The sequence below is a fragment of the Flavobacterium sp. WC2509 genome (assembly GCF_052683105.1).
On the sequence record NZ_JBQZFG010000001.1, the window covers coordinates 733,344 to 749,791 of the forward strand.

The 16,448-nt window shown below is 35.1% G+C and carries 9 protein-coding genes; all 9 read right to left on the minus strand.

Annotated features, from left to right (window positions below; all coding sequences use genetic code 11):
• Window positions 1-5: 5 nt before the first annotated feature.
• Window positions 6-1,028, minus strand: a complete 1,023-nt coding sequence (locus ACUN3A_RS02835; RefSeq protein WP_445549840.1) for a pectinesterase family protein — start codon at window positions 1,026-1,028, stop codon at window positions 6-8.
• Window positions 1,029-1,130: 102 nt separating this feature from the next.
• Complete coding sequence (locus tag ACUN3A_RS02840) at window positions 1,131-2,120, minus strand: alpha/beta hydrolase fold domain-containing protein (RefSeq protein ID WP_445549841.1); 990 nt, start codon at window positions 2,118-2,120, stop codon at window positions 1,131-1,133.
• A 247-nt stretch (window positions 2,121-2,367) separates the two neighbouring features.
• Entirely contained in the window at window positions 2,368-4,068 is a 1,701-nt protein-coding gene (locus ACUN3A_RS02845) for a sodium/sugar symporter (protein WP_445549842.1), read from the minus strand.
• A gap of 196 nt (window positions 4,069-4,264) precedes the next feature.
• The gene (locus ACUN3A_RS02850; protein ID WP_445549843.1) at window positions 4,265-5,485 is read right to left on the minus strand and encodes a T9SS sorting signal type C domain-containing protein; all 1,221 of its coding nucleotides are present in this window, start codon (window positions 5,483-5,485) and stop codon (window positions 4,265-4,267) included.
• A gap of 337 nt (window positions 5,486-5,822) precedes the next feature.
• Complete coding sequence (locus ACUN3A_RS02855; RefSeq protein ID WP_445549844.1) at window positions 5,823-8,117, minus strand: glycosyl hydrolase family 28 protein; 2,295 nt, start codon at window positions 8,115-8,117, stop codon at window positions 5,823-5,825.
• A 47-nt stretch (window positions 8,118-8,164) separates the two neighbouring features.
• A complete protein-coding gene (locus ACUN3A_RS02860) occupies window positions 8,165-11,383 on the minus strand; it encodes a pectinesterase family protein (protein WP_445549845.1) in 3,219 nt (1,072 codons plus the stop codon).
• Window positions 11,384-11,572: 189 nt separating this feature from the next.
• Complete coding sequence (locus ACUN3A_RS02865; protein ID WP_445549846.1) at window positions 11,573-13,261, minus strand: glycoside hydrolase family 28 protein; 1,689 nt, start codon at window positions 13,259-13,261, stop codon at window positions 11,573-11,575.
• 178 nt (window positions 13,262-13,439) lie between these two features.
• Window positions 13,440-14,654 (minus strand): glycoside hydrolase family 88/105 protein, encoded by a 1,215-nt coding sequence (locus tag ACUN3A_RS02870; protein ID WP_445549847.1) that lies wholly within the window; start codon window positions 14,652-14,654, stop codon window positions 13,440-13,442.
• Between the two features lie 2 nt (window positions 14,655-14,656).
• Entirely contained in the window at window positions 14,657-16,306 is a 1,650-nt protein-coding gene (locus tag ACUN3A_RS02875) for a glycoside hydrolase family 43 protein (RefSeq protein ID WP_445549848.1), read from the minus strand.
• Window positions 16,307-16,448: the final 142 nt, after the last annotated feature.

Consider the following 16,448-nt stretch of genomic DNA (forward strand, 5'->3'; position numbering starts at 1 on the left):
AAATTCTATTTGTATAAATTAATAACCTTGTTTGGATTCCAATTATCGATAACTGGAGGATTTGCATAAGTAGTTTTAAAAACATTTTCTACTGTATATAATTTTGCCTGATCTGCTGTTAAATTTTTCATCCACTTTACCCTTTCAGTTGGAGAAGCGCCAGTTCCCGAAGAATTATATTCGCTATATCTGGCTGTAGCTTCATTTTCTACTTTTCTCCAGTTATCCCAACCTGCGGGCTTTATAGCATCGGACATTTCAGTGTTTAAAAAAGCTACAGCTGCATAAGGCCTCCATGGTCTGCCCAATGTAGTGATGCGTGATCCAGTTCCGGTAATTTTACAATTGTTAAATACATAGCCAAAATTTATATACTCTTTGGTAGAAGCTGCTGTAATAGCACTACCGCCTTTGGTATATAATTTACAATTATCAAAAAATGCCGTAGAGCTACCAAAAATAAAATCTGTTGAACCTTCTATATAACAATCCTTGAAATATTGTCTCCCATCTGCTCCATACATTGTATCCTGGAAACCTGAAAATTTACAGTTTTTAAATACCGCTTTATCTCCCTGAATACTAATTGCCAATGCCTGACCTACTGCTCCCGAAGAATTTTCAAACGTTATGTTTTTTGCATAAAAATCAGCCCCTATTATAAAGCAACTAGAAGAGCCACCTGTACCATAGCCTTTATTCGTTACTGGGTTTATTTTGCTTGAATAATTATCAAAAGTCAAAATAACTTTATCCATATCTTCTCCAATTAAAGTGACGTTATTTTTATCGGCCTCTAAAGTTATAACTTCTTTGTATGTTCCACTTTTTACAAAAATAACAGTGCGCTCCGACTTTAATTTTGTAACAGCATTAAATGCTTCTTGCACCGTTTTATAGTCGCCGCTTCCGTCTTGTGCTACAACAAAATTGTATTTACCTTTTTTAAATTTGGCCGTTTGTGCAAAAAATGATTGAGAAACAAGCAGGCATAAAAAAATGTATTTTAAAATAGCAATCTTCTTCATATGGAAATATTTATTATTTTTTTTGTCATATGTAATTCGCATAGCTCCCTTGGTGATTACCTCCAATTTTCAGTGATGCTTATTTCATAAAACAAATAGGTATTATTTATTTAAATTTTTAATTAAAAAGGTATAAATGTAATCAACTGTAGGATCTACCCACGGTTCAAACAGCCAAAAAGGATGGATTTTTACATCAAATTTATGGACTTCGGTATAGATTCCCCAATCTTTCATCATTCCGATTAACTCATCCTGACCTGCGTGAAATCTTGGATATCCACTATTGATAAACAAGATTGGACAAGACTTTTCATTTGCCCAGAAAATACTTGAAGCATCTTTCCAAACTTCTGGTTTTTCATAAAAAGTACCTCCCAGCCATTCTACATCTGGAGAATTCGGTTTTCGGGTTAAATTAAGAGATGTAGGTGCCATAAAATCGACCACTCCATCAATATCAACAATAGCCTGAATATCACTTGAAAAACCTAAATTACCCTGATCTCCTTCTTTGGATGCAACTCCATTTGTAAGTCCAACGAGCATAGCTAGCTGTCCGCCGGCTGAGCAACCTGAAATAGCAATTTTATTTGGGTCAATATTATACTTTTCTGCATTGGCACGCATCCATCTTACCGCCGATTTGATATTAAAAACAGCTGCTGGATATTTTGCTTCCAACAAAAGTTGGTATTCGACACATACCGTTACGATGCCTTTGGCTGCTAATTTTTGTGCCATCGGAATCTGTAATGTTTTATTTCCTGATCTCCATCCTCCACCATGAACCATAATTAAAGCGGGATATTTTCCAGATTTTTTTGGAGAGAAAACGTCCAAATGTAAATCTCTGTCGCCAAAAGGTGTATTTTTTAATGTTGTATAAATAAGTTCTCTATGTTCAACAACTCCAACTGGCAGTATATCTTTAGCCACTTTTATTTCTGGAAAACGCTTACTGTTTTTCCTAAATTCATTGGCTACATTATAAGAAGTATCCTTTGGAATAATGCTACTCTTATTCTGAGCCCCAATTTGGAAACTCAGAAAAAGACATAGCAACAAAATAATTTTATTAAATAATCTCATTTTTAATTATTAAATATTTTTTGGTCAAAAATCTAGACCAATATGCGTCCAAATGCCATTAAGTTAAGTGATTTTAGATTGAGGATTAACGATTTTGATTTCAGATTTGGTGTAACTAAATATTAGAGTGTCGATTAACGAGTACTTTTACATCTGAAATCAAAAATCGTTAATCAAAAATCAGCAATTATTTTGTCATTTAATCTCCTAACTTAATAACATTGACATATATCCTTAATTCAAACTATTACCAAAACTTAGCGTACAGAGCAAAAATAATCAACAAAGTGATAACAATCATTACTGTCGTTTGTGGTTTTAATTTAAACATTTCTGTATCCAATTCGAATGCTTTTGGATTTACTTTTGGACCAGCCATACTGATAGCGATCATTAAAAGCATAGTAAATACAAATGATAATCCCATACAAATGTGAAAAGGGATTTCGTATAATGGAATTCCGTCTACGATTTTTCCAGTAGGCCAAGCAGTATACAATAATGTTTCATTTCCGAATAATGCAGGTGCAAATTCATTGAATAAAACTGATAATAAGAAACCTGAAATTACACCAACAATAGCTGCCGTACCAGTTGTTCTTTTCCAGAACATCCCAAGGAAAAACATAGCGAATACTCCAGGACTAATAAAACCAGTATATTTTTGAATATAAGTAAAACCACCTACACCACCAATTCCAAGTACATCATTCCAAGTAAACAAAACAGCCAAAAGCATGGCCGCAAAAACCGCATATCTTCCGATGTTTACCTGAGAGTTATCTGATGCGTCTTTTTGAATGTATTTTTTGTGTACGTCTAATGTATAAATAGTCGAAATACTGTTTACTTTACCAGCCAAAGAAGCAACAATCGCTGCTGTTAAAGCTGCAACAGATAATCCTTTTAAACCTGTAGGAAGGAAAGTTAACATTGCAGAATATGCTCCATCTTTTCCACCAACTAATTGTGGTAAATGTCCGTTTTGGTATAAAACATAAGCAGCAATACCAGGCAACATTACGATAAGTGGCATTAATAATTTTAAAAATCCAGCAAATAAAATTCCTGTACGGGCAGTTTGCAAATCGGCTCCTAAAGCTCTTTGAGTAATGTATTGATTACAACCCCAATAATTAAGATTGATTATCCAAATACCTGCCAAATAAGACATTAATCCAGGAAAAGTTAAGTATTTATCAATTTCTAATTGAGTAGAAGTCTCTGTAGGTCTAGGAATAATCATTTTGAAATGCTCTGGTGCTTTTTCTAATAATACTTGAAAACCTGCAATAGCATCCTGACCAAAACCAAAATATTGAGCAACTGTAGTCAAAGCAATATAAGAAGTAACCAAACCTCCAATGATTAAAACGGCAACCTGAATTACATCGGTATAAGCCACTACTTTCATACCTCCTAAAGAAATAATTAAAGCAAAAACTGCTAATCCTACCATAATAACGTGCAGGTATTCACCTCCAGCTAATCCATTGATGGCAACAGCACCTAAATATAATATAGAAGTCAAATTCACGAAAACGTATAAAAACAACCAAAAAACCGCCATAATTAAAGCCGTTGATTCGTTGTATCTAGTTTTCAAAAATTGAGGCATGGTATAAATCTTGTTTTTCAAATAAACAGGAATAAACCAAACCGCCACAATAATCAAAGCAACAGCTGCCAACCACTCATAAGCAGCAACAGCAATTCCTAAAAAGAATCCTTCACCACTCATTCCGATAAATTGTTCTGCCGAAATGTTGGAAGCAATTAAAGAGGCTCCAATTGCCCACCACGTTAAAGTTCCCTCAGCCAGGAAATAGGCTTTGGCATCGTGTTCATTTCTTTCGCGTTTACGATAAATGATGTATCCATAAACAGATACTACTATAAAATAGATGATAAATACTGCGTAATCTGCAAAAGCTAAATTATTGCTCATTAGTAAAAAAAATTAAAAATTAATATTAAATATAAAAGGGAATTAAAGGGGCGAAAGATGAAACTTTAGCCCCAAAATTTGAAAACTTATTTAACGATTATTCTTGTAACCATTCATTTATTCTTTGATTAACTTCGAAATTTAACCACATCAATAACATCATTTTGTATTTTGTTTTATAAAATATCAGAAGCTATTAATTGGCTACTTTCTTGATTACTTCCAAATTGTCTTCAGAAGTTATTTTGACAATCAATATTTGGTTAGTCGCTTTTAAGTTTTTAATTACTACAGTATTTGAATTTAGATTTTTTTGTTCTGCAAGCAATTTTCCTTGAATATCATATACCTTGATGTTGTTGATGTTGCTTCCTGTCGAGTTTACATTTAAAACACCGTCTTTTTTATACACTATTACTTTGTTTTCATTAAAACTTTGAGAATCAACTTTCAATGCAGCGGATGATGCTATAACTAAATTCGTAGAATAATTAAAAGCTTTATCAACAGTAAATATTTCATAATAATCAGAACCAGAAACCGATCCTGGAACATCATCAGTAAATAAGGTTGCAATTCCTGTATAAACAACAGTTCCCGTTTTTCCACCATTTGTGATGGTATTGCCTTTGGCATAAATACCATTTGCATTTGGGATATTGCTGGCATTAGGGCTTGTGGAATAACGAACTACTAGATATCCACCTCCGTCAACTCCATTATCTGGTGCAGTCCAACTTACATTAAGACCGCTTACAGTCTGTGCTTTTGGTGCATCTGGGGCGGTTGCGTCATAAGGTCCCTGATATAGTACCAAATCATCAAGATAAGCTGCGGTCGCAGTGGTCGCAGTTTTTCCATTTAAACCAGCAGAATTTGACTTAACAGGATCTATTGTAATTACTGTTTTATAAGCTTTTATCCATATACCAGTTGTAAGAGTTCCATCATATGTGGTAGGACCTGCAGTTGCACTAACTGCACCCGTCAATAAAGGTGATGCAACAGTATTAGTAACATCACTAGTGTACTTAATGAAATACTGTACGGTATATTCGGTTAATGGGCTCAGTACAGCATTGGGACTAGTCAAATATTTTGAATTACCAGTGTTTGAAATAGATAAACTTTGAATACCAGTTCTTACATTCGAAGCATCTGTACTTGCATTGTAGAAAGCCGCAGTAAATGATGATGCATTGGTTTGCCATTGAGCTGTAGGAATTGTTGAATTTCCATTAGTAACTATAGTATAAGGCGTCACTTCAAACCCTCCTTCCATTGCCGGAAAGGAGCCTATAATTTGCTTTTGCCCCCAGCTCATCTGTGTTCCAATTAATAATAACACAAATAGAGACAATCCTTTGGTTGTTCTTTTACTTTTTTCTTGAAAATAATTTTGAGTAATTTTAGACATAATAAATATTTTTTTAGTTTTGTTTTTTGATTTATTAATAAAGTTTCAAATCCTTCCTTATCCAAATTTTAATAAATTAAGATCTAGAAGGTGTTTCGGTTCAATAATTTTATTAATTCATACCTTATAACGTTTAAAGTTTAGCACTCAGTGAAAACAACTACCTCATAAACAAGTAGTTTTATCTTATTTTCTTTCACACTTAATTTTTAAAAAATCTTTTTTGATTTATGAATTGGGGAATTGCCAAGAATGATTTTGGTGAAAGTGTTTCAAAATCGAACCTCTTCAGAAAACCATTCTTGTATCCCATAGTATTAAAGTACTGAGTATCGTTTTATTCTTTAATTAACTTAGAATTGCTGATTTTTCCATTACTCAAAACAGTTTTTACAATATAATACCCCGCAGAAAGATCTTTTATATCAACTGTTTGTTGTGTTGAATCGTTCCCATTTACCTCTTTAATTTTAACACCGGAAAGCGTATAAACTATAATTTTTGCAATACCTGAATCCGTATTTACAGTGAAATTATCTCCTTTTACTGGGTTTGGATAAATAGAAAATTTATTAGTAAAATGTATATCCTCCACAGACAAATTACATGACGTTGAAGCTCCCGATATTGTATTGACTCCGTTTATTACATTACTAGCACTAACCGTTTCAGCCTTATAGGAAGTGATAGCATTTCCTCTACCGGTTGGAATAGTGATTGAAGAGCAGTTTTGAAATACTAATCCTGTCACAAAATTGGCAGTCATTCCAGAGTTTGCGTTAATTTTTACGTTATCAAAAACAACATTGGTAATCGGAGATTCCGGTAAACCATAGAACATTCCTGCATTTGTGGAGTTGTTTACGGTAATATTTTTGAACGTAATATTTTTCCATGTTGGGGTTGTACTCGTGATTGTTCCTGGTATTAGAGTTGATGGCGCAGCTGTAGGCTCTTTGGGATACCAACTGGTAATCGCAAACGGAGTCGATACATTATCCATCGTTATATTCGAATAGTAGAATGTTGTTTCATTTCCTCCACGGTCAATGGCTGATTTCAGACGAAATCCGTTTGAAGTACCATTAAAACTACAATTATCCACAAAAACATTATTTACATTAGAAGTATAACTTCCTATCGAAACACCATGACCTTCTCCAAAAGCACAATTTTTAATTTTAATATTCTGAGAATTGGCATCTACAGCCACATCATCATCACCTACAGAGAATTTACAGTTCAAAACATCCAATCCATCCCAGTACCACACATCTAAGGCATCTGTATTTGGAGCAGTTTCAGGTGCTATAACTGTTACATTCTTGATTGTTGCGTTAAATCCACGGCCGCTACCGCTTTTTCCCATGGTAAGACTAACGTTTGGAGCGTTGTGTACTGAAATATCAGAAATCAAAACCTTATTACAAGCCTTAAAACGTATTATACCTGGACGACCAATACCAGTGGCATCAAAGGCTGTCCACCAAGCACTACCGTCTCCTTCAATCGTACCTCCTCCAGTTATTGCAATATTGGTAAGGTTTTCTCCATAGATAAATGTTGTATAACTATCTGCTGTTCCGCTGTTAGGATAAGAACCAGCAGGAAGCCCATTTCCGTTTCCGTAAGGCATCAATTGTAAAGTTGCTCCGGTCGAAATTTGAAGGTTGACATTATTTTTCAACGTGATAGGGCCACTTAAAAAAGGTGAAGCATTGGCAGGAATAACAACCGTACCACCTCCCGCGGCGTTTGCTGCATTTATTGCTGCATTTATTGCCACCGAATTATCAAGATTAGAGGTACTGCCCCCATATATTGCCTCGGTAATTATATATTGGGTTGAAGGTATATTAGGTAGAATCTGGGTAGTAGCAACGTCAGGAAAAGTCTCTGCTACAAATTGCGCAATACGAGTAGTATTTGCTGTCATGGCAAACGCAATTGTTCTATTGGTTGAAACAAGGGCTCCGTTTTCATCCACCCATTTCGAAAAAACAAATCCATATTCGGGATTTGCCGTCAAACTTACTTGAGTGCCATCAGCAAATTGGGTGCCGGATTGACTTGCAATAATTGTTCCCGAAGAAGCCGGACTCACATTGGTTGATAAATTATAAATGGCAACACCTGGGTCATTGGTTACTTTTTCAAAATAATCAAAATTACCTACATACGTATTTCCAGTAACAGGTTTAAATACAAAATACAAATCATGTGCTCCCGTAGTAATTGCTATAGTAACAGGAAAAATTTGATAAGTTGTCCAATTTGCAGTTGAAGTCGCATTAATATTGGCTGTACCAATTAGAGCACCATTGACCGCATCGATTCTTAATTCAACTGTCCCAGCGAAAGAACCTACTGTTGGCGATCCTGTTTGCGTTTTACAGGCACTTGCAATATCAAAACGGGTATCATATTGATTAAAGACATGTCCTGCGAATTTAACCCAATATCCATTTTTACAACTTCCTATATTCTTACCACCAGAAAGAGCTGCATTAATTTCTGTAGCTACTCCATTAAAAGTACTATAATTTTCTGCTTCGATTCGTTGAACCGTTTGCGAAAATCCCATTACTGAAAAGAATATCAGCAATAAGGAAATAAAATATTGTTTTTTCATTTTTACTTTAGTTTTTAATTTTGTTAAATAGTTATATGCTCGTCGCATTAATTTTTAATCACTTTCACTTTATAAATAACTCCTTCTGTATTTTTCATACTAATAATGTAAACACCAGAATTTAATGTGCCTAAATCTATTGAACGAGCCATATTAGCTGGCAACACTCCTTTTTTTACCTTTTGTCCTTGAATAGAATAAATATCATAATTAAGACTTCCAATTCCTTCAGGCAACGTTAGGTTGACAACACCATTTGTAGGCATTGGATATGCAGTTACCCCAGTTGATTCTTTTATTGTTTCCAATCCTAAAGTATTTAGAGTGTTGATAGTACTTAAACCTCCGTATTCATTAGCCGCTTGTACTGCATACACGTAATTCCCTCCTGTTGCAGAAGTATCAGTATATGTGGCATCAGTTGTGATTGCTAACACTTTACCATCCCTGCTCACCACATAGCAAATAGCATATTGATTGTCATCCCATTTAAGTTTGTTGTTCCCTAGATTAGAAAGATTAGCTGGTGCTGCTATTTGTTCTACCACTAAACGCGGATCCCATTTGTCTGCTCGGCTAAGAACATTCTCTATTGTATAATCAGCTGCCTGTACACTAGTTAATACAGGATTATAATTTCCTGTTTGATTAACACCACTTACTGAAAACACATTCGTTCTATTGGCTGTATTAATAGCTACTCCATTTGCATTTACACTATTGTACTCTGCAAAAATTGCAGGCAAAGTTCCCATACTTGTCCAACCTTGAGTATTAGGTTCATTTACCATTGTTGTATTTAGATAAACTGCTCTAGGAGAATTTTGCCAAGGACGTCCTAAATAATATCCTGTAGCTGCGGTAATTGTATTATTATTAAAGACATATCCATATTGGTCACTAGCAATATGATTGGGAGCTACAATATAACCACCTCCAACAGAAACGAGCTTACACTCTTCAAACCAATGCGTTCCTCCTCCACAAATAAAATCGACATCTCCTTCAATTGTAGATTTATAATAGAAACTTCGAGTACCCCCGGTAACTTGGGTATCTTGTCTACTTCTCAATCTAACTCCGTTATAAACATTTCTATCTCCAGCAGGATTAAGAGCAGGTTTCTGACCAGAATTAACCACTCCGTCAGTATGCTCGATAGTTATATTTTCCATGTATAAATCATTGGCTTCAATAGACAGAACAGCATTTTTAATCCCTTGCCCAGGATTTCCCTGAAGAATTACCTTATCCTTTGATTGAGCAATTAAGGATACGTTATTTTTCCCTGATGGAAGCTGTAAAACATTCCCTTGAGGATTTATACCATCACCACCTAAATTATAAGTGCCATTAGTAATCAGTACCAAAAATCTCGTTGATGAATTTGCTGGTGCCGCATTAAATGCCTCGGCAATGGTTTTTACATATTTCCCAGAAGCCACTTGCAAAGCAGTTGCATTAGCATCTACAATCAAATTAAATATACGTTTGGCAGGAACTGGCTTTACCATTGTTTTAAATGTCAAATTCACTGCTCCAGCGCTATTTCCAGAAAGATCTATAACTAATCCAGCTGGCAGATTGAAAGTATATTGTGTGTTATAGTCTAATCCAAAATAGCTGAACTTGACAGTTTTATTTACAAATTCTGGAGTTAAAACTTTCCCATTAAGAGATACAGTTCCAGTTCCTAATTTTACTTTTTCATCATACGTCAAAATAATATTTCCACTAGCACCAACTGTGGTTGAAGCTGCTGCAGGAAGCGTGGATTGAAGTATTGGAGCTGTTCCATCCAAAACAAGAACCTCATCGGCTTTTACCATAACATTAGACAAAACTGTTGCAGTTACATCTATAGCGCTTCCATGTTTTGTCCCATTCACATTAGGAATCCATCTGATATATACTTTCGTTTTTCCTTCTGCTTCCACTGGAAGTATTCCTCCAATTGATGTAATTGAACTCGTGTTTATAGTAGTTAAGCTAGACATGTCGACAAAGTTTACACCATCTAGTGAATATTGAAGTGTCCATTGATCACAACCATAATAGTAACCAATCAGGCCAGATGAGATATTAATATTTTTGTATCCAACTGTTGAGAAAGAAGTCATAAAATAGAAAAAATCTCCTCTAATAGTATTCCATACACAAAAGCCATTTTTTCCTCCTCTATTTTGAAGTCTCACATTGGGAGTAACAATATTATCATTGATATTATAAGCAAATAACTGTGGTTTGTTGTCAGCACTAGAGTATAATTCAGCAACCCTCGGATGAGCATATTGATCGGTTTTAAATGTCCAACCTGCGATAAACGATACATTATCATAAGTTGCTGTTATGCTTTTATCTGCATCCATTGTTACTGAAGTATTCAATGCTGTTAATCCATTAGACCAATTACTAAATTTAACGATGTCATTTTCAACAGCGGTTATCGTAACATTCGTTCCTTTTTCGTAAACAGAAAATGCACCATCCTTACCAGTAGGAGAAACAGTATATTCACCTAATCCGAATGCTCCGTTAACATTTACGGTCAAAGTATAAGTATCAACTACAGCATATTCTGCAACAAGAGTAGCATTTGAATTAATGGTAAAAGTATATGGATTTGCAGTTGAAACTAGTGCTCCATTACCATCTACCCATCGAACAAAATTGTACCCAAAGTTTTTATTTGCGGTTAATGTAATTGCAGTTCCTTGAATAAATTGGCTTCCCCCAGGATTCAAAGAAACTGTGCCTGATGAAGCAGGGCTGACATTTGTGGCCAAAGTATAAGTAACTGCGCCTGGAACAGTCGTTATTTTTTCTAAATAATCTATATTGAATAAATATCCAGTATTTGTCGGATGTTTAAAAACAAGATATAAATCATGTGTTCCGGTTGTAGGTGTAATTGTAGTCGAAAACATTTTGTAATCTGTAAATGATGTGGATCCTGATACAGTGGCTGTTCCGATTAAAGTTCCTGTTGCCGAATCCAATCGAAACTCAATGGTTCCTCCGGTTGCTCCAGCAGCCATTACATTAAAACTAGTGTCATATTGATTAAAAACATGTCCAGTGAAACTAACCCAGGTATTGTTTTTAATATACCCAAGATTTCCACCTCCAGAAAAAGCGGCATTCGTTTCTTTCTTTGCTCCAGAGTTTAAATTATAATTTTCAGCTTCAATTTTCTGAACTGTTTGCGAAAAGCCTATTGCTGTAAATAGTAGCAGCAATAAACAAATAAGTAATTGTTTTTTCATTTTTAAGTTTGTTTGGTTTAGTTAAATAGCTCATTATATTCTTCTTAAATTAAAATTCGAATCAATTAAAATCCCTTTTAAGGTTTTTTATAATTCAAATTAAAAGTTCATTTGTATTCTGTTTTATAAAGTTTAAGTAGGATCAGTTATGGTTATATGACAATTTGGGGACAAACATTTATAACCTTTTTACTCAATTATTTTTACTTCGCTTTTAATCGATTCTAGTACATTTATGTTATCAGAATCTAATTTTCTGTTTTGCATATTCAAAGTCACATTTTTGGTTGTGGTTCCTCCAACCATAAAAACTTTGTTTTCTCCAGAAGTATTAAATCCTTTTAAATCGATATTTTGACTGTTAAAAAATCTTGCCGAAACGCCTGTTTTTTCTAGCTTTAGGTTGACATTGTCGAATTCAATATTAGTTCCATAATTAACTTGAATACCTGCTTCTGATTGAATAATCATATTCTTAAATTGGATATTTTGGACAGGCATTTCTGGGATACCCATAATTTTTAAGGCTTGTTTAGCTCCATCGACATAAATATTTTTGAAATACATATTCTTGAAGGCAGGAGTTTCTACAGTTACAACTTCTTTATTCACAACCATTTCGCCAGTAACAGGGTCTTCAACTGCTCCCTTAACAAAGTAGTACAGATTAAAGTTTATTGCATCGCCAGGTATATCACGCATTCTAATGTCTTCCATCCAAATATTTTCTACTAACCCGCCTCTACCTCGAACGGACTTAAAACGCAATCCACAATCTGTACCGATAAATGTGAGATTCTTAACAAATAGATTTTTAACCCCACCAGACATCTCACTCCCAATTACGAAACCTCCATGACCATGATACACTACACAATTGGTGATTACAAATAACTCCGTTGGCTTTCCGCGTTCGCGTCCTTCCTGATCTTTACCCGATTTTATACAGATAGCATCATCACCCACATCAAAACTACAATTGGTTACCGTTCCGATTCGGCAAGATTCTATGTCAAGACCATCTCCATTTTGGGAATACCAAGGATTACGTATAGTTAAATTGCTTATTGTTACGTTTTCACACATCAGCGGATTCACATTCCAAGCAGGGGAATTCTGAAAAGTGACACCATCCAACAGCATTTTTTTGCAATTAACAAGGCTTACCATAACTGGGCGCAGCACATGTTTGTAGGGTTTCATATTGTCTACTGTTGCTATTTTTGGAAGTTTATCTTTTTCTTCATTTCCTATAAAAGAACCTTCTGAAGGATACCAGGTTTTACGATCTTTAGATAGAATTCCACCAGACTTAATAAGTTCTTTCCATTGCTCCTCACCCATTTTACTAGATTTAACAGGTCTCCATTTGGAACCATTTCCGTCAAAAATTCCCTGTCCAGTAATGGCAATATTTTCCAGATCAAATCCCATAATAGGAGATTCGCATCGGATAACTTTATTCCCTTCAAAATAAGTATTAACCAATTTATATTGATCTAAATCACTCGTAAACAAAATGTAAGCACCATTTTTAGCATGTAAATTGACATTGCTTTTCATATAAATAGGCCCTGAAGTCCACATTCCAGAAGGAATAACAACAACTCCTCCACCAGATTTCGAACATTTGGTAATAGCATCGTTGATGGCTTTTGTACACAGTTCCTTAGTATTTGGAATGGCCCCAAAATCAACAATATTCAAAGTATCCGTTTTAAATTTTGGAATCTGCACATTTGGCATATTAAAAGGAAGTTTCGTTTCTTCTAACGCCTTACTTTTTGTTTTAGATTTATTTTGAGCAACGATATTGTTACAGAAAATCAGGGAGAACATTACTAATCCGATAAAGGAAACTGTTTTAATTTTTATCATAATTTTGATATTTTTTTTAAACACATAGAAACATAGCTTCTCTAACTCAAAAAAAAGGCGTTTCACTAATTCATTAAAAGACATAGCTATGTGTAAGAAATGTGTTTCTTTTGATATTCTACTTTTTAAAATAAAATCTATGTTTCTATGTGTTTAGATTGAATTTTATATAATCATTCTACTTTTTATCTAAAACCTTTTGCAATTCGATACCAGCCATAACAAATGGGCCAACTGCTTTAGCATCATTATCACCAATAGGTTCAGAAATATAGTATTCAAATGAACCATCTCTGTCTTCTGGTTTTTTTCCGCCCAATCCTGCAACAGAACAGCATCGTGTAATAGAAATAATTCCATCAGGATTCTCTTTTATGAATTGTTTCAGGATTCCGTTAAAACCTGTTCGTGCCGATTTTAAAAACTTAGAACCGACATACCCGTTGTGATATGCTTTGGCAAACGAATAAACAAACATGGTCGAACAGGTTGATTCCAAATAATTGCCTTTCCGTCCAGGCTGGTCCATAACTTGCCACCACACACCTGAATCTTTTTCCTGTGCTTTGAGAACAGCTGTGAATACTTTTTGAACAATTTTTATCAAATCTTTTCTCTTGGGATGATCTGCTGGAACAAAATCTAAAATATCTACCAAAGCCATACAATACCAGCCTTGAGCGCGTCCCCATATATGAGAAGAAAGTCCTGTTTCTTTATTTGCCCAAAATTGTGCCCGCTTCTCATCATAACCATGAAAATTCAAACCAGTTTTAGAATCGAAAGTGTGTTTTTGAATAAGCTCTGCCTGTAAAATAGCATCATCAATTGCTTTTGGAACATTGAAAACTGCTCCATATTGTGCCGAAAATGGGTCTGCCATATAAACACCGTCAAGCCACATTTGCCAAGGATAACTTTTCTTGTGCCAATAACCGCCATCTGAGTTTCTTGGGTGTGATTCCAATTGTTTGTGGAGTGTATCCATTGCTTTTTTATAGCGTACATCTCCTGTTTTTTTATAGATTTCAAAAAGTATTTTTCCAGAATTTATTAAATCAAGACTGTACTTTTTCAATTCGTAGCCACCAAGAATCTTTCCTTCTTTATCAATTAACTGGTCAGCATACAAAACTCCGTAGTCCCAGTACTTTTGTTCTTTAGTATATTCATACAACTTCTGATCTGCAAGCGTTACCAAACCATTGGTATAATTCCATTTAGGAAATTTTACTCCATCAAGAAATACCGGATTCGGAACCCGTTTTTGATCAGAATCTGCCATTCTCTTAGCCCACTCCATTGGGGCTATTTCAGGTTTATCCTTTGCTTGTCCAAATGAAACCAGATGACAAACCAAAAATGAGAGCACACAATATTTAATTTTATTCATAATTATTTATTTTCTTCTACTCGAAACCAATCATAATCAGCATAACTACTATCACTGATGCGTTTAGTTCCGGTAGCAAACAATCCTATTTTTGCTCCTACCCAACGTCCTGCAACAGGCTTAAAAGATTTCCCAAAAGCTTTGAATGTTTTTCCATCAGTGCTATACGAAAAAGTAACTCTTGAATCATAAGGTTCTTTGTTTTGTACTGCTTCAACCTTGGCACGGAAATAAACCGTTTTTTGATCAATTGCTATTGACGCCAATTCTGTCTCACCATTTTTAGAAGTACGGGCATCTTTCATTGAACGCTGAACTAATTTGAGCTTTCCTTCAGCATCTTGCTCAATAGCGATGTATGCATAATCTTCACCAAAAACAATTAGCCCAGTATTGCATTCTTTTGCATCTGGATTGTTTTGAAAAGTGAATTTTGTGGTGGTTGTAAAGTTTAGTCCAGGCATCTTTTGTAGTAATTGGTTAGGAATCATCCACATTGTTTTCATGCTTTCGTCACGAGGAATACAATTAAGGCGCATAAATCCTAAATTAGCAGATACCCAACCCCATTGTTCATCTGGGTTCTGATTTGCCTGCCATTGCCATTGTAATCCGTATTGATGTCCATTGAATTCATCAGAAGAAATCAATGGAGTAGCGGGATAATTTTTACCAACATTTGGTTTTGTCCACTCAGAAACCGGCTCACCAATACCATCGTTGTCTATATCTTTTCCCATAATTGGCCAGCCATCTTTCCAGGTAACAGGCTCTAAATTGACAATACGTCCATAAGCCCAACGATCCTGAAAGTGTATAAACCATCCATCTCCGTTTGGAGTCTCTACATATCCTCCTTGATGTGGCCCATTCATATCTGTGTTTCCCTGATGTAAAACAACTTTAGACTCATAAGGTCCCCAAACATTCTTGGAACGCATAGCCAATTGCCATCCCGGTTTTACACCTCCGGCAGGAGCCATAATCCAATAGTAACCCTCTTTCTTATACATTTTAGAACCTTCGACAGTTGTGTGACCATTATGACCATCAAAAACCATTGCAGGATTCCCTATTAATTTAGTACCATCATAGTTCATTTCAGACAACATCAAGACTGTTTTCACAGCGGCGCGACTACCTGCAAAAGCATAAGATAAATAGGCTTTTCCGTCCTCATCCCAAAATGGACAAGTATCTATATACCCCTTGCCTGCTTTTACCAATAGAGGATCTTCCCAAGTACCTGCAGGATTTTTGGTTTTTACCATATATATCCCAAAATCTGGGTCACCCCAATAGATATAATATTCACCCTTGTGATACCGAATGGAAGGAGCCCAAACACCGTCACCATGACGAACCGTACGAAAATGTTCGACAGGAAATTGATTTTGCAATGCGTATCCAATCAACTCCCAGTTTACTAAATCCCTTGAATGAAGTATTGGAAGTCCTGGAGAACTATTAAAACTGGATGCAGTCATATAGTAACCATCCTCACCTGCGCATACGTCTGGATCTGAATAATCAACATGTAAAATCGGATTCTTATACTTTCCATTTCCTAAGTCGCCATTCCAACCTTGAGCATTTGCTCCTAATGTGTAAACCGTAAAACTTAATGACAGTAGCAATCGTTTTAATCTCATTTTAAATATTTTTTTAATCAAAAACTTTTTTCAAAAAAGCAAAAAAGTCTCTAAAGAGAACTTTTGGTTCCCTCCAAATTGAGTTTATTCATAATTTTTAGAAAAACAAAGACAAGTAAAGAAGCATCCTAAGCGGATACTT

Bases quoted from the DNA above. Each gene is read 5' to 3' on its own strand.
- ACUN3A_RS02850 (WP_445549843.1), bottom strand. From the start codon at position 5,485: ATGTCTAAAATTACTCAAAATTATTTTCAAGAAAAAAGTAAAAGAACA.
- ACUN3A_RS02845 (WP_445549842.1), bottom strand. From the start codon at position 4,068: ATGAGCAATAATTTAGCTTTTGCAGATTACGCAGTATTTATCATCTAT.
- ACUN3A_RS02870 (WP_445549847.1), bottom strand. From the start codon at position 14,654: ATGAATAAAATTAAATATTGTGTGCTCTCATTTTTGGTTTGTCATCTG.
- ACUN3A_RS02840 (WP_445549841.1), bottom strand. From the start codon at position 2,120: ATGAGATTATTTAATAAAATTATTTTGTTGCTATGTCTTTTTCTGAGT.
- ACUN3A_RS02875 (WP_445549848.1), bottom strand. From the start codon at position 16,306: ATGAGATTAAAACGATTGCTACTGTCATTAAGTTTTACGGTTTACACA.
- ACUN3A_RS02860 (WP_445549845.1), bottom strand. From the start codon at position 11,383: ATGAAAAAACAATTACTTATTTGTTTATTGCTGCTACTATTTACAGCA.
- ACUN3A_RS02855 (WP_445549844.1), bottom strand. From the start codon at position 8,117: ATGAAAAAACAATATTTTATTTCCTTATTGCTGATATTCTTTTCAGTA.
- ACUN3A_RS02835 (WP_445549840.1), bottom strand. From the start codon at position 1,028: ATGAAGAAGATTGCTATTTTAAAATACATTTTTTTATGCCTGCTTGTT.
- ACUN3A_RS02865 (WP_445549846.1), bottom strand. From the start codon at position 13,261: ATGATAAAAATTAAAACAGTTTCCTTTATCGGATTAGTAATGTTCTCC.